Source organism: Streptomyces sp. NPDC018964 (assembly GCF_044390325.1).
Lineage (GTDB): Bacteria > Actinomycetota > Actinomycetes > Streptomycetales > Streptomycetaceae > Streptomyces.
Map to the genome: position 1 here is coordinate 40,868 of NZ_JBIRYZ010000026.1, position 21,633 is coordinate 62,500.

Genomic DNA, 21,633 nt, shown 5'->3' on the forward strand with positions numbered 1-21,633 from the left:
AACAGCGCACCCCGGAGCGGCCACGGACGCGGGCCGAGCGGTGTCCGCCCACCCGGTTCGCCCCCGGGGCGGCCGCTCAACACCCCGGTGACACACGCCACGTGACCCAGGGCACGTCGATCTTGCGGTCAAACCCCCTGCGGACGTGACGTTCGTCATCCCCGTGGTGGCCGCGGGCTGTCCAAGTGCGGCAGTAAACGCGGCATATGACGGTGGCCGACGGCGGAGCGGCGTGGCTCACGCCATTCCGCTGCGGCGCCGTCAGCCGCTATGGTCCCCGTTCGAAGGGGCGTCCCCTGCTCGCACACGGAGGTGGGAGCCGGGCACAGGCCTACGGCCGAAGCCCCGCCGTGCCCTCGGGGGGAGGGAAGGAACCCGCAACCATGCCCGCACCCATACCGCGGCAGAGAGCGATCCCGGCCGCGGAAGGTGGTCAGGCGCCGGCCGCCGCACCGAACGGCGGCCCCGTCCAGGACTCCCCGGAGGCCAGGGCGGCGGCCCCGTCCGAGAACGCCACCGACCGGACCGGCACCGCGCCGGCCCGGGCCGAGACGGCCGCCCACACCAACCTCACCCTGCTGCTGATCGAGGACGACCCCGGCGGGTCGCCGATCGTGCCGGAGCTGCTCGACCAGTCCGGCAAGCCGATCCGCGTCCGCGCCGCCCGCAACCTCACCGAGGCCGAACGGCTGCTGACCGACGACGTCCACTGCATCCTGCTGGACCTCGCGCTGCCCGCGCCCGGCCGGGCGGGCGACGGCGACGACGAGCTCGCCGTGCTCAAGCACGTCCTGGAGCTCGCGCCCCGGCACGCCGTCCTCGCGCTCACCGGCGCCGACGACACCGAGCGCGGCGCCGAGGCCGTACGGGTGGGCGCCCAGGACTACCTCGTCCGCGACGAGCTGGACGGCCGGCTGCTGAGCCGGGCGATCCGGTACGCGGTGGAGCGCAAGCGGTCCGACTCCGCCGAGCGGCGGCTGGCCGAGGGCCGCGTGCGCGCCCAGGAGAACCGCCGGCTGGAACGCGGCCTGCTGCCCACCCCGCTGCTGGACGGCTCCCCGCTGCGGTTCGCCGCCCGCTACCGCCCCGGCCGCTCCCGGGCCCTGCTCGGCGGGGACTTCTACGACGTCGTCCGCACCCCGGACGGCACCGTGCACGCCATGATCGGCGACGTCTGCGGGCACGGCCCGGACGAGGCCGCGCTCGGTGTGGAGCTGCGCATCGCCTGGCGCGCGCTGACCCTGGCGGGGCTCTGCGGCGACCAGCTGCTGGGCACGCTGCAGCAGGTGCTGGAGCACGAGCGGCCGGACGACGAGATCTTCGCGACCCTGTGCACGGTGGACATCGCGCCGGACGGCCGCCGGGCGGGCCTGTGCCTGGCCGGCCACCCGTCGCCGCTGCTCATCCGCCCGGGTCACCCCGTGCGCCTGCTGCCCTACGACAACAACGGCCCGGCGCTGGGCCTGCTGCCGGGTGCCCGCTGGCCGCGGACGCAGGTGGAGCTGGGTGCCGAGTGGAGCCTGATGCTCTACACCGACGGCCTGATCGAGGGCCGGGTCGGCGACACCGGGGAACGGCTCGGCCAGGACGGCATGGTGGAGATGATCCGCCGCCAGCTCTCCGAGGGTCTGCGCGGGGAGGAGCTGCTGCGCACCGCCGTCAACGAGGTCCGGGACCTCAACGGCGGCGAGCTGACGGACGACGTGGCGGTACTGCTGCTCGACCGGACGGCGTGAGCGGGGGTCCGCCGCCGCCCGGAGCCTCCGTCACTCGGCCGCCCGGGACCTCCCCCGCTCAGCGGCCGCCGTTGTACGGGCCGTAGGGGCCGTCGCTGCTGGAGCCCTTGCGGGCGCGCCCGCCGCCGGGGAGGCCGCGGAGCGCGGGGCGGACGTCGACCATGTACACGATGGTCGCGATCAGCCCGATGATCGGCAGGAACGACAGTATGTTGAAGATCAGGTTCACCACGAAGGCGATGCCGAGGACGATCAGCCAGAAGGGCTTGGTCTGCTTGTCGGCCGCTCGGTAGGCGTCCTCACGGCGCGTGGCGGCGTCGATCAGCGCGAAGCCGCTGAACACGATCAGGGCCATGCTCAGCAGCCACATGAATCCCGCGAAGCCCTGCATCAGCACAACGGTCCACCACCAGACTCGTCTCGTCCTCTACGCCGTCACCGTACCCGCATCCACCGGCCGGCTACCCGGACAACGGGCCGGGCACCGTGAGAGTGCCCGGCCCGTCCGGTTCGTCCCGCCTACTTCGCGGGCGGCGTCGTCTTCTTCGCCGCGGCCTTGCGCACCGGGGTCTTCTTGGCGGCGGGCTTCCGCACCGCGTCGGAGTCGTCGGCGGCGGGCTTGTCGTCCTTGACCTCGACCGGTTCCAGCCGGGCCGCCGGCTTCGGCTCGGCCGCCGGCTCGACGGCGACGGCGATGTCCTCGATGCTCTCGGCGGCGTCGCCGCGCCAGGTCTTCACGGCCTGCTCGCCGTGCTCGGCGACCTTCTCGTAGGTCTCCCGGGCCTTGACGGCGTACTCGGCGGCGATGCCGACCCCGCGCAGCGCGAGGTCCTGGGCGTTCTCGCCGAGCTTCTTCAGGTCGGTGTCGAGCGAGCCGAGGAACTCGCCGACCTTGGTCTGGAGCGTCTCCTGCGTCTCCCGGACCCGGACGGTCGCCCTCTCCTGGACGGCCTTGGGGTCGGTGTTGCGCACGGCCTCGATGCGGGCCGGGGCCTCGGCGCGCAGCTGCTCCACCAGGGCCGGCACCTTCTTGGCCTGCTGCAGCGCGAGGTCGGCGGTACCGGCGGCGAAGTAGAGCGGGGTCGGGTCGCTGAGGGTCTTGCGCAGGTCGTCGGTGATGGCCATGGTGATGGTCCTCCCGGATTCGTTTTCGGCTGAGGGTTCTGTCTGGTCCGCGTCGGGCGGCCGGTGCCCTGGTCCGGCTCAGCCGGCCGTCCGCCGCGGACCGGTGTCGTCGTCGCCGGCCGTGCCGCCCGCGGGGGCGTCGACGGCCTCGGATTCCCCGGGCGTCGCCTCACCGTCCTCGGCGCTCCCGAACCCGTTCTCCTTGCGGAACGACTCGTAGATCTGGAGCAACACCTGCTTCTGACGCCCGGTCAGGGCGGGGTCGGCGAGGAGGGCGGCCCGCGTCTCGGCCTCGGACCGGTCCCGCTCGGCGTCGAGGATGCCGGCCCGGACGTACAGCGTCTCGGCGGAGATCCGCAGCGCCTTGGCGACCTGCTGCAGCACCTCCGCGCTCGGCTTGCGCAGCCCGCGCTCGATCTGGCTGAGATACGGGTTGGACACCCCGGCGGCGTCGGCGAGCTGCCGCAGCGACAGCTGCGCGCTGCGCCGCTGCTCGCGCAGGTACTCACCGAGATTGCCGACGTTGAGCGATGCCATGCCCCCACACTGCTCCACCTCGCTAACTTTTGCAAGCACCTGCTTGCAAAAGTGCGCCACGACACGGTCAGCGGCGCGGAGTGCGGGTCGGCGGCCGCGCATCGGCGCTCGCCGCGCTCCCGCGTGGGGTGAATCTCCTCTCGACGCCCACCGGGGCGGCACCGGTGTCGTTCCACGCGCGGTCACGGGCCCGCGGGCCAAGGGAGACTTTCGGCCCCGGGCCAAGGCCCGCTCACCCCTTCGAGACCGCTGAACAACTGCCTGAACGCGGGGAATTCCTCTTCTCAACAGGACCGTTCTCCGGTCACGCCGATCATGTGTTCTTGATCTGCTCAATGGGGCATGCCTAGCGTCACCCGCCATGGGGACCAACGCTTACGACGATCTTCTTGCGGACATCTACGACCAGATGTACCCGGACGCGCTCTCCGGCACGGCCGAGACCGTGGAGTTCGTCTCGACGCCCTGCCCGTCCAGGGGGTCCGTGCTGGGGCTGGGCGTGGGGAACGAACGACTCGCCGTGCCGCCGGCCGGCCGCGGGGTGGACGTGTACGGCATCGACTCCTCGGCCCGTATGCTCGCCGATCTCGCCGCGCGGGACTCCGCCGGTGCCGCGAGGACCGTCGAGGGCGACTTCCTCACGGCCACCACGGGTCGGCGGCACGATGTCGTCCTGATGGCGCTCAGCACGTTCTTCTCGCTGCCCGAGCAGGAGCAGCGGATCGACTGCCCGCGCGCGATGCGGGAGCGTCTCGCCCCCGGCGGGCGGGTGGTCCTGGAGGCCTTCGCCCCCGCCCCGTACCACCGGCAGGAGGGCGAGAAGACCACGACCCGCTCCCTCGGCCCGGGCACGGTGATGCCGGAGAGCAACCATGTGCCTCAGGCACGGCAGCTCATCGTCCTGGTCTTCGCCCTGCTCGCCGACGGCCCGACCCGCACCGCCCACACCGCGCTGCGCTACGCCTGGCCCGCCGAAATCGACGCCATGGCCCGGTGCGCGGGTCTGCGGCTCGTCGAGCGGTACGCGGGCCGGTCGAAGGAGCCCTGCGGCTCCGGCAGCCGGCGTCATGTGCCGGTCCACGAGGTAGCGGACGCCGCGTGATGAGCGCCCTGCTGGAACTGACGGACGTACGGCACGGGTACAGCGGCCGGGCCGTCCTCAACGGGGTGAACCTGACCGTCGGCGCGGGTGAGTGCGTCGTCCTGCTCGGTGAGAACGGCTCGGGGAAGTCCACCCTGCTGCGGCTCGCCGCCGGGCAGGAGCTCCCGGAATCGGGCAGCGTCACATTGCGCGGCACGGCCGTCTCCGAGGACGACTGGACCGTACGGGCCACCGTCGCCGCCGTCCTGGACAGCGGGGTGGGCTATCCGGACCTGAGCGTCCGTGAGCATCTGATGCTCGTCGCCCTGGCACACGGCCTGGGCGACGGGTCGGAGGAGGCGGTGGACGAGGTGCTGGCCGAGCACCATCTGGCCGAGCGCGCCGACGCTCTGCCACACCAGCTGTCCTCCGGGCAGAGCCAGTTGATGGCGCTGGCGCAGGCCTTCGTCCGGCCCGCCGAGCTGCTCCTGCTCGACGAGCCCGAGCAGCGGCTCGACGCGGACGCCCGGACCCGGCTGGCCGGACGGCTGCGGTCCGCGAAGGAGCGGGGGACGGCGGTGCTCCTGGCCACCCACAACCGGGAACTGGCGGACGCCGTGGCCGACGCCGAGTACACCGTGTCCGGCGAAGGCCTGCTGGTCGCGGGTGCGTCCGGTGGCTGAGCTGATGACGCGTCCGGTGCGCACCACGGACGAAACCGGCGCCGCCCACCACACCGGCGCGGTCCTGGCCCGGCTCCGGATGGCCCGGGCGGGACGGCGTGAGGAGCGCCGCAAGAGCATCGCCTACACGCTGTACTGCACGGCACTGCTTCTCGGCATCTGGGGCGTCCCCCTGCTGGTCGCCGCAGCACAGGCCGGCGCGGACGGCCGGCTGCGGGGGCCGGTGACCGAGCGCCTGCTGTCGGCGCTGCCGACGACCCTGCCCGCCGTACTGGCCACCGTGGTGCTGATGCTGGCCGAACGGGCCATGTGGCAGGGGCCGGTGCTGCTGGAGCGGGCAGCCCTGTCGTGGCTGCTGCCGCAGCCCGTGCTGCGCCGCGCCCTGTTGCTGCCCCGATTCATCGTGGCGTCGGCGACGACCACGGCGATCGCGACCGCGGCCGGCGCGGTGGCCGGGTTCCTCCTGCACGCCCTCGGGGCGGGCACCTGGTGGGCCGCGACCACCGGAGGAGCGCTGACGGGCGCGGCGGCCGGCTTCACCGGGACCGCCCTGGCCACCCTGGTCCAGCGCCACTGCGACACCGCACTGCGACGCGGGGCCTGGGTCCGGCGGACGGCGTGGGCGGTGGTGGCGGTCCTCTGGCTGCTCGCCGCCGTCTCGCTGGCGGGCGGCTCATGGGCCGGGGAACAGGTCGTGCCCTGGTCGGGGCCGTGGGGCTGGGCCGCGCTGCCGCTGGTGGCGGTGGCGGGCGGGGCCCCCGCGGCAGCCGGGTGGGCCGGGGCCGCCCTGTCGCTCCTGGTGCTGGCCACCGCGGGCCGGGCAGGGGCCGACGCGGCAGTACGGATCCCGGCCCGGGTACTGCGCACCCAGGCGGGCACCGCGCTGCGGGTGCAGGCGTCCCTGTACTCCCTGGATCTGCGGCAGGCACGGACGGCCGTACGAGCCACTCGCTCGCGCACCGTGCGCTCCACCGTGCGTCCGCCGTTCCCGCGACGGGTGTGGCTGCTCGTCCCGTGGCGGGATGCGACCGCGCTGCTGCGCGCACCGGGGCGGCCGGCGTGGGCAGCGATCTGGGCCGCCGTGGCCGTGGCGCTGCTGTGCCTGGACGGCACACCGGCCGCGGTGCCGCTGATGGCGCTGCCGGCCGGGTATCTGGCCGCGGCACAGCTGGCGGAACCGGCACGTCTGGAGACGGACGACGTCCGGCGCTCGGCGCATCTGCCCTGGCCCGCCCGGGTGCTGGCGCTGTGGCACGGGGCGGTGCCCGCGGCAGGGCTGCTGGTGCTGTCCGCCCTGTGCGCGGCGGCGGCCGCGGGGGCCGGCCTGTGGTCGGACCGGCTGCTGGTCCTGCCCGCGCTGGTGCCCTCGCTGGTCGGCGCCGCGCTGGTGAGCGCCTACCGGGGCGTCGTGCCGGTGCATCTGATGATCGGTTCGATGACGCCACTGGGTGACACGGGGCCGCTCGCGGCGTTGCTGTGGCAGGCACGGGGACCACTGGTGGCGCTGGGCTGCCTGGCGGTCGTGGACGGTCCGGTGCGCGGGAGCGAGCCGGATGCCGTGGGTCTGCTGTGGCCGCTGGTCGTCGGGGTGGGGATGACCTGGTGGGCAGGGGTGACGGCGCGCCGAACCATGCGCGGCCGATGAGCCCATGGGGCCGGTCGCCCTGCGACCGCGGTGCTCCACGACCTCCTTGGCTCCATGACTTCCTTGTTCCGCGAGTCCGTCCGGCCCGATGACTTCGACGGGGGAACGCCGTTATGAGGGTGAACAATGTGACGCGGGCTTCGGCTCCGGCCACCGGTCTCGGCTCGTCGACGGCCGTGAACGTGCCGCTGGACCGGCTCGGACTGGGCGGCCTGGCAGGCTCGGACACGTCGACGCCGCTGGGCAGCAACCAGAGTGTGACGGGGACGACGGACACCGGGGTGGACGTCTTCGTCAAGCAGGTGGATCCGCTGAAGCCGGACGCGCGGCGGCGGTTCGCCCGTATGCGCGACTTCGAGGAGTTCGCAGCGGCCCACCCGGTCCCGGAGCTGCGCGCACCGCGGCTGCTGAGCTTCGGCGAACCGGAGCTGCTGATCGCCCCCGCCCTGTCCGGCGCACCCCGGCACCCGTCCCGGACGGTTCGGCCGAACCCCTGGTCCTCGATCCGCTGCCCCGTGCGCCCGAACGCTTCGGTACCGACGCGAGGTCAGGGGGACCACGCGGAGCGGGCGGGAAGTCCCGCTGGGGCGCCGGAAAGGGAAGCGGAACCCGGCACACGCCGAAGGCGGCCTTCGGCACTGGTGACGACAGGACCGCAAACGACCTCAAGGTGACGACCACCGTGCTCGGTCACTCTGGAAAACACCGGAGCCGCACCGGACAAGGCGCTACCGTGGGGCCCGTGATCGTGTGGATCAACGGCACCCACGGCGCGGGCAAGACGACGACCGCCCCGCTCGTGCAGCGGCTGCTCCCGGACTCACGGGTGTTCGACGCCGAGAAGGTCGGCGAGACGCTCATGGACATCACGCCGCGGCTGCCCGGTACGGACAACTTCCAGCACTGGCCGCCGTGGCGGCCGCTCGTGGTCGAGACCGCCCGCCGCGTCCTCGACTACACCGGCGGCACCCTGGTGATGCCCATGACCGTCCTGGTCGAGGAGTACTGGCGCGAGATCAGCGCGGGCCTCGCCCACCACTCCATCCCGGTACGCCACTTCGTCCTCCACGCCGACCGGGAGACCCTGCGCGGACGCATCGCGGGGGACACGGTCCTCGGCCCGGACTCCCCCTTCCGGCTCAGCCACCTGGAGCCCTACGCCGAGGCGGCCCGCACCTGGCTGCACCGCGAGGCCGAGGTCGTCGACACCACCCACCTCACCCCGGCCGAGGCGGCCCTGCGGATCGCGGAGGCCGTCAAGGGCTGAGCCGCCCGTTGTCAGTGCCGTCGGCGAGGATTCCGGACATGACTGCGACCGCCGCCGCCACACGAACCCTCCTGGACGACGTCCGCACCAGCGCCGCCTGGATCGCCCGCGCGCTCAACGGCTCGGGGTACCGGGCGGACTTCACGCCCACGAGTCTGCGGGACGTCGAGCGCTTCATGGCCGAGCACAGCGACCACGGGATCGCGGTGCCCGGCGGCCTCCTCGCGACGGATCTGGGGCCGCGCCTGTTCGCCCTGGGCGCCTACCTCGGGGAGACGGTCCGGCGCAGCACCGGCGGGGCCTGGGAAGCCGACGACGAGGACCCGCACAGCGAGGTGGACCTCAGGCTCCGCCTTCCCGACGGTTCCGTCGTCTGGCCCGTCCAGCGTGTGATCAAACGCTTCCAGCACGGCCACGAGGACAGCATCGTCGGCTACGCGATGGGCCTGGACCTGCACCTGTCCGCACCGGCCCGGCGGCGTCATCGCCCCGGTGCGGCCGACCGGACGGCCGCGCCGGGGCCGGAGCCGGAGCCGGGTCCGGGGTCGGGTCCGGGGTCGGGTCCGGGGTCGGGGAAGACCGGTCAGGAATCGAGAAGCCTCCGGAGGCGGAGGACTCCTAGCGTGGAGGGCATGACATCCATCGACAGTGTGACGCTCGACGTGGCCGACATCGCGGCCGCACGCCGGTTCCAGTCCGCCGCCTTCGGGCTGGACTCGCGGATAGGGCTGCGCGCCTCCCAGGAGGCCACGAGCGGGTTCCGCGGGTTCACCCTGGGGCTCACGGTGTCCCAGCCGGGTGACGTCGACAGCCTCATCGGCACCGCCGTGGAGGCCGGTGCCGTACCGCTGAAGCCGGCCGCGAAGTCGCTCTGGGGGTACGGCGGCGTCGTCCAGGACTCGGACGGGACGATCTGGAAGGTCGCGACCTCGGCGAAGAAGGACCGCGGCCCCGTCACCCGGCGGATCGACGAGATCGTGCTGCTGCTCGGCGTCGAGGACGTGGCCGCGAGCAAGCGGTTCTACGTCGAGCGGGGCCTCACCGTGGCGAAGAGCTTCGGCCGTGTGTACGTCGAGTTCGCCGGCGGGGAGTCGAGTCCCGTCAAGCTGGCGCTGTACCGGCGCCGTGCCCTCGCCAAGGACCTCGGCGTCTCCGCGGAGGGGAGTGGATCGCACCGGCTGGTGATCGGCGGCGGTGCGGGCGCCTTCACGGACCCGGACGGCTTCGCCTGGCAGGCCGCGTCACCGGCCGCCCTCGCCTCCTGACCCCGGCGCACGCCGTGCGCCGGGGGAACGGGACGCCCGGGCGCGGAGGCCGCCGGTCCGGCGGGCCGCGCACGGCAGACTGACCCGCATGACCACCGCAGCCGATACCACCGTGTCCGATCTCCGCCGCTATCTCCAGGAAGCCCGCGACGCCCTGCTGTGGAAACTCGAAGGGCTCTCCGAGTACGACGTCCGACGTCCGATGACGCCGACCGGCACCAACCTCCTGGGCCTGGTGAAGCACGCGGCCGGTGTGGAACTGGGCTACCTGGGCGACACCTTCGGCCGGCCGTCCGGCGAGCCGCTGCCCTGGCTCGCGGACGTGGCGGAGACCAACGGGGACATGTGGGCCACCGCCGAGGAGTCGCGCGAGGACATCGTCGGCCTGTACCACCGGGCGTGGGCGCACGCGGACGCGACGATCGAGGCGCTGCCGCTGGACACGGCCGGCAGGGTGCCGTGGTGGCCGGACGACAGGGACGGACTGACGCTGCACCACGCCGTGGTCCGCGTGATCGCCGACACCCACCGGCACGCCGGCCACGCCGACATCCTCCGCGAACTCCTGGACGGCGCCGTGGGGGAGAGCCCGACCGGCACCAGCCTGCCGTCGGACGACCCGGCCTGGTGGGAGGCCTACCGGGACCGTCTGGAGCGCGTGGCCCGGGAGGCCGGCCGCGGGGTGTGACCGGCGCCCCTCACCGTGCCGCGCGGGCCCACTCGCCGAGGACGGGGACGCATTTCTCGGCGAAGTACTCGTAGTCCTCGGCCGTGTTGTAGACGTGCGCGGACAGCCTCAGGTAGCCGACTCCGCCGAAGCTGGTGAACGCCGCCTCGACGCCCAGCTCCGCGGGCGCCCGGTCGCGCAGGGCGTCGGCCGCGAGGCGGCTGGTGCCGAGACCGTCGGGCAGCCGCACCAGCCGCATGCCGGGCACGGGCATGCCGACGTCGACGGAGGCGTCCGCGCCGGTCAGCCCGGCGAGCGCGGCGCCCACGACCCGTGCGCCGTAGTCGGCCAGCTCGTCCATGTACCGGCGGGTGGCGGGCCAGCCCCAGGTACGGCCGACGAAGTCGAGGGCGGTCGGGGCCGCCAGCGGGCCGGTGGCGTCGAGGGTGCCCTGGTGGTCGAAGCGGCCGGGGTACGGGTCGGCGGCGCCCCACGAGTCGATCAGCGGGTACAGCCCGTCCCGCAGCGGACCGCGCGCCACCAGGACCGCGGTGCCGCGCGGCGCGCAGCCCCATTTGTGCAGGTTGCCCGTCCAGAAGTCGCCGTCCCACCCGTCGAGCGGGGCGGCGATCAGCCCGGGCGCGTGCGCGCCGTCCACGAGCAGCGGGATCCCGCGCCGCCGCAGCTCCGCGCTGATCCGCTCCACCGGCAGCCGGCGGGCGGTCGCCGAGGTGACCTGGTCGACGACGACGAGTCCGGTCGCCTCGCCCACCTCGGCCATCACCGCCTCGTACGCCCGCTCCTCGCCGGCGTCCAGCGGCACCCCGGCGGTGCGCACCCGGCCGCCCCAGCGGCGGGCCAGCCGTTCGGCGCCCATCGTGACGGCGCCGTAGCCGTGGTCGGTGACGACGATCTCCCCGCCGCCCCGGCGCTCCAGTCCCGCGTACACGACGCTCGCGCCGGCGCTCGCGTTCGGCACCAGGGCGAGGTCGCCGGGGTCCGCGCCGAGGAAGGCGGCGAGCTCGGCCCGGACCGCCGCGAGCCGCTCCGGCAGCCCGGAGAACCACACCACAGGGGCGCTCTCCATCCGCGCCCGCAGCTCCCGCTGCCGCTCCTGGGCGGCCAGCGGCACGGCGCCGAAGGACCCGTGGTTGAGATGGCGCAGTGCGGGGTCCAGCGACCAGGCCCGCGCCGCCGGCCGGCCGTCGGCCAGCAGCAGGGGCCGGGGCGCGGTGCCGACCTCGGTCTCGGTCTCGCTCACCTGACTCCCCTCCGTCGGCTCCCCGCCGTGAGGAGCACCGGATCCTAACGCGGCGCCACGAGGCGTCCCGGCGGCAGGCGTACGCACTTTTTTGTGGGTACTTGGCAGCGCGGCGGCGTGCGGCGAACCTGGTTGCGGGCGCCGGACGGGAAGGGAGCGGGAACGGCCGCCCGTCAGGAGGCCGGGGCCTTCGCCAGCCGCGACAGTCGGCGGTGACCCCAGTCGGACAGGGGTGCCAGCGCCTCGGCGAGCTCACGGCCGAACGCGGTCAGGGAGTAGACCGTCTTCAGCGGCAGCACGTCGTGCACCTCCCGGTGCACCAGCCCGTCCGCCTCCATCTCGCGCAGCGCCTGGGTCAGCACCTTCTCGGTGAGGCCCGGCACCTTCCGGCGCAGTTCGGCCGGCCGGTGCGGGCCGGACTCCAGCAGCCACAGCAGCGTGGTCTTCCACTTGCCCTCGATCACGGCGATCGCGGCGGTCACCCCGCAGACGTCCGGATCGTGGCGCCGGTGCACCATACCGTGCCCCTTTCCTCAGTAATTGCCATGAATACTACGGGAGTTGAAGCATGTCCGTGCAGACCGACCAGCCCTCCGTCACCGTCCTCGGTCTCGGTCCGATGGGCCGGGCGCTGGCCGGCGCGTTCCTGGAGGCGGGAGTGCGCACCACCGTCTGGAACCGCACGCCCGGCCGGGACGCCGAGCTGACCGACCGGGGCGCGCTCCCGGCAGCCTCGCCCGAGGAGGCGGTGGCCGCCGCCCCGCTCACCGTCGTCTGCGTGGTGAACCACGACGCCTCGGACGCCGTGCTGCGCCAGGACGCCGTCACCGCCGCCCTCAAGGGCCGTACGGTCGTGAACCTGAGCGCCGACACCCCCGGCCGTGCCCGGGACACGGCCGAGTGGGCCGGCCGGCACGGCGTCCGCTACCTGGAGGGGGCGATCATGACCCCGGCCCCGACCATCGGCACGGACGACGCGGTGTTCCTGCACAGCGGCCCGGAGGAGCTGTACCGGGAGCACCGGCCCGTCCTTGCGGCGCTCGGCGGCAGCCACACCCACCTCGGGGAGGAGATCGGCCGGGCCGCGGCGTACGACATCGCGCTGCTCGACGTCTTCTGGACGGCGATGGCCGGCTACACGCACGCCCTCGCCGTGGCCCGCGCGGAGGGCGTCACCGCGACGGAGCTCGCCCCCTTCGCCCAGGGGATCGCGGCGATCCTGCCGCCGCTGTTCGCCGAGTTCGCGGCGGACGCCGACGCCGGCACGTACTCGGGCGAGATCAACCCGATCACCTCGGCCGCCTCGACCATGGCCCACGTCGTCCACGCCTCCGAGGCCCACGGCATCGACGCGAGCGTGATGCGCGTGATCGAGGGGCAGGCCCGCCGCGTCATCGCCCTCGGCCACGGCACGGACGGCTTCACCCGGGTCGCCGAACTGCTCGCCGGCCGCTGACGGGGGTCAGAAGGGCAGCTCCCGCGCCCGTACCACCTCCAGCCGGGAGACCGCCCGGGTCAGCACCACGTACAGCCGGTGCAGCCCCCGCTCCTCCGCCTCCGCGATCGCCGCGGGTTCGACGGCCACCACGTGGTCGTACTCCAGTCCCTTGACGAGGCTCGCCGGCACCACGTCGACCCGCTCGTCCAGTACCTCCGGATCCGCCCCGGCCAGCGCCCGCCGCAGCCGGGGCACGTCCGCGTCCGCCGCCACGACACCGATGGAGCCCTCCCGTTCCCGCGCGTCCCGCACGGCGGCCACGACCGCGTCCGGCACCTCGTCCGGCCCGGCGGCCTCCCGGACGCGCACCTCGCCGTCGCCGCGCGGGGAGCGGGCCGCCGGGACGTCGACGTCCAGTCGTTCCAGGAGCCGGTTGGTGAGCGCGAGCACCGCCCGCGGCACCCGGAAGCCGGTGGTCAGCGGGATCACGGCCGCGTCCGGCTTCCCCAGGTGCCGCAGCGCCGCGGGCCACGAGCGGGCCGCCCAGGGGGTCGTCCCCTGGGCGAGGTCGCCCAGCACGGTGAGGGAGCCGAAGGCGGACCGGCGGGCGATGGCCCGGCACTCCATCGGGGAGAGGTCCTGGGCCTCGTCGACCACGACGTGCCCGTATCCCGCGGGGTGCTCGAGCAGCCCGGCGACCTCGTCGAGCAGCACCAGGTCCGCGGCCGACCAGCGCGCCGACTTCCACGACCGCGGCGCCCTCGTCCACAGCAGCGCCTTCCGCTCCCCGTCGTCCAGTACGCCCTCGGCGGCGGCGGCCAGCGCCTCGGGGTCGCCCAGCAGCGCGGCCACCACCTCCTCCGCGCGGACCCGCGGCCACACGGCGTCGACGTACGCGGACACCGGCCGCGACCGCTCGATCCGGCGCGCCCAGGCGGCGGAGCGCGGGCCGCCGCGCCGCTCGGCCCGCTCCCGCACGGCCCGCACGATCCGGGCCCGCAGCCGCTCCCGCCCGACGTCGTAGGGCGGCTCCTCGGCCCGTACGTCCGTCACGATCCGGGTCAGTTCCTCCGCCTCGACCCGCCAGCGGTACGAGCCGTCGGGCACGGTGAGGGAGCCGGCCGGGCCGGTGCGCACCCGCGCGTACAGGGCCCGGCGCAGCACCTCGGCCATCCGGGCGTCGTGCTTGACGACGGCGGCGCGCCCGTCGTCGGTCCCGGTGACCGGGTGCCGGGCGATCTCCTCGGCGAGGGTCGACTGCCGTACGCCGGTCTCGCCGAGGGCGGGCAGGACCTCGGAGATGTAGGAGAGGAAGGTGCGGTTGGGGCCGAGGACGAGCAGTCCCCCGCGCCGGATGCGCTGCGGGTGGGTGTAGAGCAGGTAGGCCGCCCGGTGCAGGCCGACGGCGGTCTTGCCGGTGCCGGGGGCACCCTGCACGCACACGGAGACGTCCAGGTCCCCGCGGACGAGGTCGTCCTGTTCGGGCTGGATGGTGGCCGCGATGTCCCGCATGGGCCCGACGCGGGGCCGCTCGATCTCCCGGGCGACGATGTCGCTGACGCGTTCCTCGCCCCGCTCCAGGTGCTCGTCCTCCAGGCCGGTCAGGTCGGCGGAGTCGCCCCGGCTGCCGGGTGCCCAGCCGAACCGCCGGCGTACGGCGACGCCCTGCGGGTCGCGGGCGGTGGCCTGGTAGAAGGCGCGGGAGACGGGTGCCCGCCAGTCGACGACGAGGGGCGGGGCGGCGGGGTGCTCGGTGATCCGCAGCCGTCCGACGTGGTAGCTCTGCCCCGGGTGGCCGGTGTCGTCCCGCGTGAAGTCCAGCCGCCCGAAGAACAGCGGTCCCGGGGGCAGTTCCCGCAGGTCCCTGGCGTGGCCGCGCAGCCGGCGTCCGAGGACCTCGGCGTCGGCTCCGGAGGCGGAGACGTCCTCACCGGTGACGACCTGTTCGTCGGCGTCGTCGGCCATGGCGGCGAGGGCGGTGCGGCAGCGGTCGTGGTGCGCGCGTTCCCGGTCGAGGGCGGGCTCGGGTGGTGTCATTCCACCGAGCGTACCGAATAAAGCAACCGAGTTACATTTTTTACTCAGTCACACAGGCGTGGCAGTGTCTCCTCCAGCGCCCCGAACGCCCGCCCGGCCGCTTCCACCGCGTCGTCCCGTACGTCCTCGATCCGCTCCCCCGCCGCGATCCGCCGCCAGTTCTCCTGCGCGAGGATCCGCCGTACGGCGATGATCTGCCCCGCCGCCAGCCGTGCGCCGAGCCCGCCCCCGAGCGCCCCGGCCAGCGCCTCCTCGGACCGCTCCAGGTGCCCGTACAGCCGCGCGACCAGCGCCGGTGTTCCGTACAGCAGCGCGTGGAAGGCCAGCACCTCGGGATCGTCGCTGAGGCCGGTGACCGGATCGCACCGCCGGAGCCCGTCCAGGAAGTGCCGTCGCAGCGCCTCGACCGGCTCCGGCCCCCGCGCGGCCACCCGGGCGGCCTCGTCCTCGTGATCGGCGATCCGGTACAGGACGAGGTCCTCCTTCGCCGGGAAGTACCGGAAGAGCGTCGGCTTGGAGATCTCGGCCGCGGCCGCCACCTCGGCGACGGACACGGCGTCGAAGCCCCGCTCCAGGAAGAGCCGGATCGCGGTGTCCGACACGGTCCGGTACATCCGCCGCTTCTTGCGCTCGCGCAGGCCGATCTCGCTCATGCCGCGAGCCTACGCACCCGCCGGCCGGCGCCGTCCCTCCCCGGGTGCCCGCGGAACCCCGCTCACCCGGAGAGCAGGTACCAGACCGAGTCGGACCACTTCCGCCCGGACGGGAGCACGCGCGGCGTGATGCTCACCGCGCTGACGGTTCGGGCCCGACCCCTGCGCGGACCAGCCGGAGGACGGTCCCCAGTGAATGCACGACCGCCGTGGCGCCCGCGTTCCGCAGGAGTTCGTCCTTGCGTTCGTTGCGCGCGTAGCCGAGGAAGGGGACGCCGGCCGCCCGGGCGGCGGCCAGGTCCGACGGGGCGTCACCGATCATCAGGGAGGTCTCCGGAGCGGCGCCCAGGGCGTCCAGGGCCCGGTTGACGCAGTCCGGGTCGGGTTTGAGACGGTCCAGCTCCTGGGTGCGGCCGTATATGTGGGGCGCGAAACAGGCGCCGAGGCCGCGGGAGGCGAGGTACTCGCGCACGGCGCGCGGGGAGTGGTCGGTGGTGACGGCCGGCCGGGAGCCCACCGCGGTCCAGGTGCGGATCAGCGGATCGGCGTACGGGGTGGGCATCGCCGAGGCGGCGGCGCGCAGTTCCTCCCGGGTGAGCCGCTCCTCCAGCTCCGCGGCCAGGTCGCCGCCGGGGTGCCGGCGGTCGACGGCGCGCAGGACGACGTGCGGGTCCGGGGATTCGCGTTCGGTCTCCGTCAGCAGGCCGTGCAGTCCCCGGCTCTCCAGCCAGGACGTCAGGCCGTTCGCCACCCGCTCCGCCGAGTGGCCCGCGAACAGGCGGCAGACGGGGCCGTCGAAGTCCCACAGCACGACACGGGCGCCTTCGATCAGGTGCCGCAGTCCATCGAGTTCGTCGTCGGTCCCGGTCCGCTTCGTCTCAGAGGTCACTAGGAGAGTGTCAGGTCCGTGGTGATGGTTTCCCAGAGGGCGTCGAACCACTTCCGGGATTCCTCCACGAACGCCCGCTCCCGCTGTCCGTCCCGCTGGGCGAAGGAGAAGAGCAGGGACTGGGAGCCCAGGGCGTCGTACATCTCGAGGCTGCGGCTCTCCCACTCCTCCTCGCGCCGAGTCAGTACGTAATAGCCCATCAGCGCCTCCTCCCCGTTGAGCAGGTACAGCTTCACGGGCGGGGTGAACGGCAGCGCGCGGAAGGAGACGCGCACGTCGACGCCGTGGGTGACGCGCAGGGTCCGGAGATTGTGCTGGAGCACCCGGGCCTGGGCGTTGCGCTGGGCCAGCCACCGCTCGTGGACCGGGCCCTCGGCGCCGTCCCCGCCCTCGACCGGGACGGGGAAGGCCAGATTGATCCTCCGGGAGGGCAGCAGGACCCGGACGTCGACCGACTCGGGGCGGATGCGTTGCTCGTGGATGTGCCGGACCGGTTCGCTCACCGCCAGCATCAGGCTCTCGGCGGTCATGCACACCGCGTCGATCCGCACGCGGGCCGCCGAGAACGCGCTCGTCAGGCGCGGCGCCAGTCCCACCATCGTCGACTGGGGGCCCTCCCGGGCGGGGTCCGGCTCGGCGATCCGCGGCGGGCTGCCCTTGCCGACGTTGGTGAGCAGGCCGTCGTCCCGGAGCGCGTACAGGGCCTGGCGGACGGCGCCGCGCTCCACGCCGAACTCCTCGGCCAGCTCGGCCTGGGTGGGCAGCCGGTCGCCCGCCCTGAGAGCGCCGGACCGGATGCGTTCCCGCAGGATGTCGGCGATCTCCTGCGGCGAGAGCCTGCTGCTGCCGTGCACCGACGCATTCTCCTGAGACACGACCAAACGTTACAACCTTGATCCATCTGACGGGAGTTGTTCGGGAGTTGTTTATGAGTAAAAACCAAGTAGGAACAACTATCGCATAGTTGGTTGCCAACTTCTCCAAGTTGGTGGTTCTCTGGTTCCACAGCCCCGGCCCGCACCCGAAGGAGGTACACGCCGTGTCCGTCCTCGCCCTCGTCCCAGCCGTCCTGGTCGTCACCGCCGAACAGCTCGTCCGGTGGGAGTACGGCGCGGCCGGCATCCTCGGCCTGCTGCTGCTCGCCGCGGGCATCAGGTCCAACAGACCGGGGGTCAGCTCCGCCGGCGCGGTCCTGCTCGCCCTGCTGGTGTCGAGGCCGGCCCTGTGAGGAGCGACCGCGGCCCCGGCCCCGCGGGAGGCCTCAGCCCGTGAGCACCAGCTCCGAGCTGATCGTCTCCCACAACGCGTCGAACCACAGGGCCGACTGTTCCACGAACGCGGTGTCCCGCAGGACGGCCCCCTGCTCGAAGGCGAACAGCAGGGACCGGACGCCCTGCGCGTCGTACGTCTCCAGGTGTTCCTGGTCGATCTGCGCCTCGCTGCGCGCCAGCGTGTAGTAGGCGAACAGCGCCTCCTCCCCGTTGAGCAGGTACAGCTTCACGGGCGGGGTGAACGGCAGCGCGCGGAAGGAGACGTTCACGTCGACGCCGTGGGTGGTGCGCAGCGCGAGCAGGTTGTGGCGGAGCACCTGGCCCTGGGCGTTGCGCTGGACCAGCCACCGCTCGTGGACCGGGCCCTCGGCGCCCTCCCCGCCCTCGACCGGGACGGGGAAGGCCAGGTTGATCCTCCGGGAGGGCAGCAGGACCCGGACGTCGATCTTGGCCGGTTTCAGCCGCCCGGAGTGGATCTGGCGCAGCGGCTCCCCGATGGCCAGGGTGAGGGAGACCGAGGTCAGGCAGAGTGCGTCGATCTCGACGTGCTCGGCCTCGAAGGCGGCGGCGATCCTGGGCGCGAGGCCCACGGTGGTGGGCAGCGGGGGTGCCGAGGGTCCGGTCGGCGCCCTGCCGGGGTTCGCGGCGACGGTCGCCGGGGTGCCCTTGGAGACGTCGGCGAGCAGGTGCTCGGAGTGCAGGACGCGCAGCGCCTGGCGCACCGCGGGGCGCTCCACGCCGAACTCGGCGGCGAGCTGGGCCTGGGTGGGCAGGCGCTGCCCCGGCCGCAGCGCCCCGGACCTGATCCGCGCGCGCAGTTCGTCGGCCACCTCGTGATGTGTTCTCCGTGGCCGCTGTGGCTTCTTCCGCCCATCGGCGGAGGTGCGTTCCGGATCCACGATCGAACACTACAACTTCCCGCCATCTTCGGGCAGTTCAGCGGAGGGTGGTTATAAGCCTCTTCCAAGTGGCTATAACTAGGAGCAAGTTGGCAACCAACTTTCACAACCTGGTCGACCATCCGAGGAGTTGGCCATCAGGGAGAGAGAGGAGGGAAGCCGCGAATGACAAGGGGGACCGCCATGCCGCTCATCGCCATCGTCCTCGCAGCCCTGGCCATCGGGTTCGAGCAACTCGTCCAGTGGAAGTACGGGCCGATGGGAATCATCGCCTTCGTCGCCCTCACCGTGGGCGTCAAGGCACGCAACACCCTGATCAGCGGTATCGGCGCGGTCATCCTCGTGATGCTGCTCGCCCAGCCCGGCTGACAGCGCACCGCACGGACCGCCGGCCGGACTCCCTTCCGGAGGGGAGCCGGGAGTCCCGCCGACGGGCACCACCCGCACGACAACCACAACCACAACCGAACAGCTCGCTACGGATGAGTCACCCGTCGTCGGCGGAAGGAGGAGGGCAGCGGGGCGCGAGGGCGACAGCGCTCAGAACACGTCCGGGCACCACGGTCGCCTGGAGGTACGCAGCAGGGCGTCGGCCCGACGGGCGGCGCCCGCTCGTTCTTCCCGGACCCGGCCCAGCGCCGCCAGCCGCACCGCCGACTCGTCGCCCAGCCACAGCACGGCCAGCTCGGCGACGTCCAGGGTCAGATCGGCGCTCTCGGTGGTCGGCGCACAGCTTCCGGTCCCGTCCGCGGACGCCTCCAGCCGGAAGCGGCCCCCGGCCAGTCCGGCCCGGTCGGCCACCTCCAGCACCAGCGACCCCGCGGCCTCGTACGTCCGCGCTCGAAGAGCCCGTACGACGTCCAGGATCCGCACCCACAGCCAGTCCGCCTGCGTGGTCACGGCGGCGGCGCGCGGGTCCGGCAGGAAGTGCGGGAGCAGGTCGTCGGGCGCCCGCCAGCCGCTCTTCACCCGCACCACCCAGTCGATGGAGCACAGGTAGAGCCAGAGCGCGCGCTCGGCCGCCGGGGTCACCCCGGTCAGCCACTTCACCCGCGCCGTGTTCAACGGCTGCTTGGCGTCACCCCAGTCGTCGTCGGCCGTGTAGGCGGCCATGCCCTCCACCTCGCCGGCGGCCGAGCGGTACACCGCGTAGTACGGCTCCTGGAAGGCCGGCCAGAAGCGCACCGCCCCTGTCGTCACCTTCCACCACAGTTCGTCCCGGCCGACCACGCCCGCCACCGTGCGGCGCAGCCGCTCGTGCAGCTCGGGGCCGAGCTTGCGGACGTCCTCCGCGTCCACCAGGTCGATCCGGCCGCCGTCCTCCGGGCCGGCCCGGCGCGGGTCGAGACCGGCGCGCGGCACGTCGACCGTCCACTCGGTCGCCGTGGTGGCCGGGCCGAAACCGTACCGGCCGTAGATCGGGTACTCGGCCGCGATCAGCGTCGCGACGACGTCCCCGCGCTCCTTCGCGGCGGCGAGGTCCCGCGCCATCATCCGGGTGAGCAGTCCGCGCCGGCGGTGGGTGGGGGTGACGGTGACGTTGGTGACGGCGTCGGCGGGCACGGTCGCCCCGCCGACCACCGTGAGCTCCTGCGCGAAGGACCGGAACGTCGCCACGCAGCGCCCGTCGTCGAAGGCCCCGACCGACCGGCCGGGCGTGAACTGCGCCCGGCGCGTGTCGAGGATCTCCTCGGACAGGGTGGGTTCCCGCAGGAACCCGGTGTTCATGGCACGGTGCCAGTCGGCGAACTCGGCCTCGGTGATCGGACGTACGTCGATGGCGTCGCGGGAGGTCATGGGCTCACGGTAGGTCGGCCGCGCGCCGGGTGTCGAAAAGGTTTTTCCCGAGGAACCCACCGAGATCTCTCCGAGGTCCCTCCGACGTCCCTCCCGGGGTTTCCCGGGTTTCCCCCGGCTCCCCCGCGCGGTGCTCACGCGAGCAGGTCGTCGACCTGTGCCTCCCCGTCCCGGTACCGGCGCGCGATCTCCGCGCTGCACTCGTCGGCCGTGCGCTGCAGCCGCTGCCGCCGCCGGGACACCTGCTGCTCGTACCGCACGAGCCGCCCCATCGCGGTGTTCAGCTCCACGTCCGTGCGCGCGCCCAGGTCGGACAGCTCCACCTCGGCGAGCATCTCGGCCGCCAGCCGCCGGTACTCCTCGCTCCGCGGCGTCCCCAGCGTCACGTGCCGGGCGGAGGAACGGTGCCGGGCCGGGGTGTCCCGCAGGATCTCCCCCAGCCGCTCGACGACGGACGCCTCCCCCGGCGCGGCGACCGACGGCACGCCCTCCGGCAGCAGGCGCCGGGCCAGTTCCGCCCGCAGGATGTCGATCCGTCCCTGCAGCAGCCGCCGCACGTAACTGAGGTCGGCCTCGTCGCGCTGCGCGTCCCGACGCATCGCGCGCAGCTCGGCCAGGCTGAGCACGATCAGATCGCGCACCACCCGGTCCTCGGGCAGCACCGGACTGTCCGTGCGCTGTGTGGGCGGCCGGCAGAACTCCCGTTCCCCGATTCCCGCCTGGGCCGACAGGACAGCCTCGAGCGGCTGTCCGATCCCCGGTGTGCTCATATGCCTCAACCGTCCCCTCGACCGGCATGTGCCAGCATCGTGCCACCCCAAGCAGCCGCAATGTGAGCGAGTGCCCCCGATCCGCCCCAGATGGACGCTAAGGAGTAAAAATAGCCCGACCGGGGTTCCGCGCGGGCCGCCCTCGGCCGCCTGTTCGCCGACCGGCATGATGGTCGTATGCGAGCAGTGGTGCAGAGGGTCGACGGCGCGCGTGTCGTCGTGGACGGCGAGACGGTGGGGGCGATCGAGGGCGAGGGGCTGTGCGTCCTCGTCGGCGTCACCCACGAGGACACCAAGGAGAAGGCGGAGCGACTCGCCCGCAAGCTCTGGTCGGTGCGGATGCTCCAGGACGAGAGGTCGTGCAGCGACACCGGCGCCCCGCTGCTGGTGATCAGCCAGTTCACCCTGTACGGCGACGCCCGCAAGGGCCGCCGCCCCACCTGGAACGCCGCCGCCCCCGGTGACCTCGCCGAGCCGCTGGTCGACGAGGTGGTGGCGCAACTGCGCGCGCTGGGCGCGACGGTGGAGACGGGCCGCTTCGGCGCGAGGATGAGCGTCTCGCTGACCAACGACGGCCCGTTCACCGTCCTGCTGGAGATCTGAGCCGTACGG

Annotated in this window: 24 protein-coding genes; 12 read left to right on the forward strand and 12 right to left on the reverse strand. The window is 73.5% G+C overall.

Annotated features, from left to right (window positions below; all coding sequences use genetic code 11):
• The first annotated feature begins 383 nt into the window (after window positions 1-383).
• Window positions 384-1,736 (forward strand): PP2C family protein-serine/threonine phosphatase, encoded by a 1,353-nt coding sequence (locus tag ACH5AO_RS31120; RefSeq protein WP_398930464.1) that lies wholly within the window; start codon window positions 384-386, stop codon window positions 1,734-1,736.
• A 58-nt stretch (window positions 1,737-1,794) separates the two neighbouring features.
• Here ACH5AO_RS31120 and ACH5AO_RS31125 read toward each other — a convergent pair whose 3' ends face one another.
• The 3 genes from ACH5AO_RS31125 to ACH5AO_RS31135 all read right to left on the reverse strand — a co-directional run bounded on the left by ACH5AO_RS31125 (window position 1,795) and on the right by ACH5AO_RS31135 (window position 3,398).
• Entirely contained in the window at window positions 1,795-2,127 is a 333-nt protein-coding gene (locus ACH5AO_RS31125) for a DUF2516 family protein (protein WP_398930466.1), read from the reverse strand.
• A 128-nt stretch (window positions 2,128-2,255) separates the two neighbouring features.
• Window positions 2,256-2,861, reverse strand: a complete 606-nt coding sequence (locus ACH5AO_RS31130; protein ID WP_398930468.1) for a hypothetical protein — start codon at window positions 2,859-2,861, stop codon at window positions 2,256-2,258.
• Between the two features lie 78 nt (window positions 2,862-2,939).
• Window positions 2,940-3,398: a helix-turn-helix domain-containing protein gene (locus ACH5AO_RS31135; protein WP_398930470.1), complete on the reverse strand. Its 459-nt coding sequence runs from the start codon at window positions 3,396-3,398 to the stop codon at window positions 2,940-2,942.
• Window positions 3,399-3,759: 361 nt separating this feature from the next.
• Here ACH5AO_RS31135 and ACH5AO_RS31140 point away from each other — a divergent pair, with 361 nt between their 5' ends.
• From ACH5AO_RS31140 to ACH5AO_RS31170, 7 genes are all read left to right on the forward strand, one after another.
• Window positions 3,760-4,500 carry a class I SAM-dependent methyltransferase gene (locus ACH5AO_RS31140; RefSeq protein WP_398930472.1) on the forward strand — a complete coding sequence of 247 codons (741 nt, stop codon included), beginning with the start codon at window positions 3,760-3,762 and terminating at the stop codon, window positions 4,498-4,500.
• Window positions 4,500-5,162, forward strand: a complete 663-nt coding sequence (locus ACH5AO_RS31145; protein ID WP_398930474.1) for an ATP-binding cassette domain-containing protein — start codon at window positions 4,500-4,502, stop codon at window positions 5,160-5,162. The genes ACH5AO_RS31140 and ACH5AO_RS31145 overlap by 1 nt, the downstream gene beginning before the upstream one ends.
• Entirely contained in the window at window positions 5,155-6,807 is a 1,653-nt protein-coding gene (locus ACH5AO_RS31150) for a DUF6297 family protein (protein WP_398930476.1), read from the forward strand. Before ACH5AO_RS31145 ends, ACH5AO_RS31150 begins: the two co-directional genes overlap by 8 nt.
• Before the next feature lie 113 nt (window positions 6,808-6,920).
• Window positions 6,921-7,481: a hypothetical protein gene (locus ACH5AO_RS31155; protein WP_398930478.1), complete on the forward strand. Its 561-nt coding sequence runs from the start codon at window positions 6,921-6,923 to the stop codon at window positions 7,479-7,481.
• Window positions 7,482-7,549: 68 nt separating this feature from the next.
• Window positions 7,550-8,074: an ATP-binding protein gene (locus ACH5AO_RS31160; RefSeq protein WP_398930479.1), complete on the forward strand. Its 525-nt coding sequence runs from the start codon at window positions 7,550-7,552 to the stop codon at window positions 8,072-8,074.
• Window positions 8,075-8,706: 632 nt separating this feature from the next.
• On the forward strand, window positions 8,707-9,339 hold the full coding sequence (locus ACH5AO_RS31165; protein WP_398930622.1) for a glyoxalase: 633 nt from the start codon (window positions 8,707-8,709) through the stop codon (window positions 9,337-9,339).
• 88 nt (window positions 9,340-9,427) lie between these two features.
• Window positions 9,428-10,027, forward strand: a complete 600-nt coding sequence (locus tag ACH5AO_RS31170; RefSeq protein WP_398930481.1) for a DinB family protein — start codon at window positions 9,428-9,430, stop codon at window positions 10,025-10,027.
• A 10-nt stretch (window positions 10,028-10,037) separates the two neighbouring features.
• Here the strand turns inward: ACH5AO_RS31170 and ACH5AO_RS31175 are convergent, their stop codons facing one another.
• Both ACH5AO_RS31175 and ACH5AO_RS31180 read right to left on the reverse strand, forming a co-directional pair.
• Window positions 10,038-11,267 (reverse strand): aminotransferase class V-fold PLP-dependent enzyme, encoded by a 1,230-nt coding sequence (locus ACH5AO_RS31175; protein WP_398930483.1) that lies wholly within the window; start codon window positions 11,265-11,267, stop codon window positions 10,038-10,040.
• Window positions 11,268-11,440: 173 nt separating this feature from the next.
• Window positions 11,441-11,785, reverse strand: a complete 345-nt coding sequence (locus ACH5AO_RS31180; RefSeq protein WP_398930485.1) for a winged helix-turn-helix transcriptional regulator — start codon at window positions 11,783-11,785, stop codon at window positions 11,441-11,443.
• 50 nt (window positions 11,786-11,835) lie between these two features.
• On the opposite strand from ACH5AO_RS31180, the gene ACH5AO_RS31185 reads away from it, so the two are divergent.
• Window positions 11,836-12,723 carry an NAD(P)-dependent oxidoreductase gene (locus ACH5AO_RS31185; protein WP_398930487.1) on the forward strand — a complete coding sequence of 296 codons (888 nt, stop codon included), beginning with the start codon at window positions 11,836-11,838 and terminating at the stop codon, window positions 12,721-12,723.
• A gap of 6 nt (window positions 12,724-12,729) precedes the next feature.
• Here the strand turns inward: ACH5AO_RS31185 and ACH5AO_RS31190 are convergent, their stop codons facing one another.
• The 4 genes from ACH5AO_RS31190 to ACH5AO_RS31205 all read right to left on the reverse strand — a co-directional run bounded on the left by ACH5AO_RS31190 (window position 12,730) and on the right by ACH5AO_RS31205 (window position 17,165).
• Window positions 12,730-14,742 (reverse strand): HelD family protein, encoded by a 2,013-nt coding sequence (locus ACH5AO_RS31190; RefSeq protein ID WP_398930489.1) that lies wholly within the window; start codon window positions 14,740-14,742, stop codon window positions 12,730-12,732.
• Between the two features lie 44 nt (window positions 14,743-14,786).
• Entirely contained in the window at window positions 14,787-15,395 is a 609-nt protein-coding gene (locus ACH5AO_RS31195) for a TetR family transcriptional regulator (protein WP_398930491.1), read from the reverse strand.
• Between the two features lie 133 nt (window positions 15,396-15,528).
• Window positions 15,529-16,284: an HAD family hydrolase gene (locus ACH5AO_RS31200; RefSeq protein WP_398930493.1), complete on the reverse strand. Its 756-nt coding sequence runs from the start codon at window positions 16,282-16,284 to the stop codon at window positions 15,529-15,531.
• The gene (locus tag ACH5AO_RS31205; protein WP_398930495.1) at window positions 16,284-17,165 is read right to left on the reverse strand and encodes a GntR family transcriptional regulator; all 882 of its coding nucleotides are present in this window, start codon (window positions 17,163-17,165) and stop codon (window positions 16,284-16,286) included. Before ACH5AO_RS31205 ends, ACH5AO_RS31200 begins: the two co-directional genes overlap by 1 nt.
• 158 nt (window positions 17,166-17,323) lie before the next feature.
• On the opposite strand from ACH5AO_RS31205, the gene ACH5AO_RS31210 reads away from it, so the two are divergent.
• Window positions 17,324-17,512, forward strand: a complete 189-nt coding sequence (locus tag ACH5AO_RS31210) for a hypothetical protein (RefSeq protein WP_398930497.1) — start codon at window positions 17,324-17,326, stop codon at window positions 17,510-17,512.
• Window positions 17,513-17,545: 33 nt separating this feature from the next.
• On the opposite strand, the gene ACH5AO_RS31215 is transcribed toward ACH5AO_RS31210, so the two are convergent.
• Complete coding sequence (locus ACH5AO_RS31215; RefSeq protein ID WP_398930499.1) at window positions 17,546-18,385, reverse strand: GntR family transcriptional regulator; 840 nt, start codon at window positions 18,383-18,385, stop codon at window positions 17,546-17,548.
• Between the two features lie 252 nt (window positions 18,386-18,637).
• Between ACH5AO_RS31215 and ACH5AO_RS31220 the strand changes: the two genes are divergently transcribed.
• On the forward strand, window positions 18,638-18,823 hold the full coding sequence (locus tag ACH5AO_RS31220; RefSeq protein ID WP_398930624.1) for a hypothetical protein: 186 nt from the start codon (window positions 18,638-18,640) through the stop codon (window positions 18,821-18,823).
• 171 nt (window positions 18,824-18,994) lie between these two features.
• Here ACH5AO_RS31220 and ACH5AO_RS31225 read toward each other — a convergent pair whose 3' ends face one another.
• Together ACH5AO_RS31225 and ACH5AO_RS31230 are read right to left on the reverse strand one after the other, a co-directional pair.
• Window positions 18,995-20,251, reverse strand: a complete 1,257-nt coding sequence (locus ACH5AO_RS31225; protein ID WP_398930501.1) for a GNAT family N-acetyltransferase — start codon at window positions 20,249-20,251, stop codon at window positions 18,995-18,997.
• A gap of 134 nt (window positions 20,252-20,385) precedes the next feature.
• Window positions 20,386-21,021, reverse strand: coding sequence for an aerial mycelium formation protein (locus tag ACH5AO_RS31230; protein ID WP_398930503.1), 636 nt, complete (start codon window positions 21,019-21,021; stop codon window positions 20,386-20,388).
• A 177-nt stretch (window positions 21,022-21,198) separates the two neighbouring features.
• On the opposite strand from ACH5AO_RS31230, the gene dtd reads away from it, so the two are divergent.
• A complete protein-coding gene (gene dtd, locus ACH5AO_RS31235; protein WP_398930505.1) occupies window positions 21,199-21,624 on the forward strand; it encodes a D-aminoacyl-tRNA deacylase in 426 nt (141 codons plus the stop codon).
• Window positions 21,625-21,633: the final 9 nt, after the last annotated feature.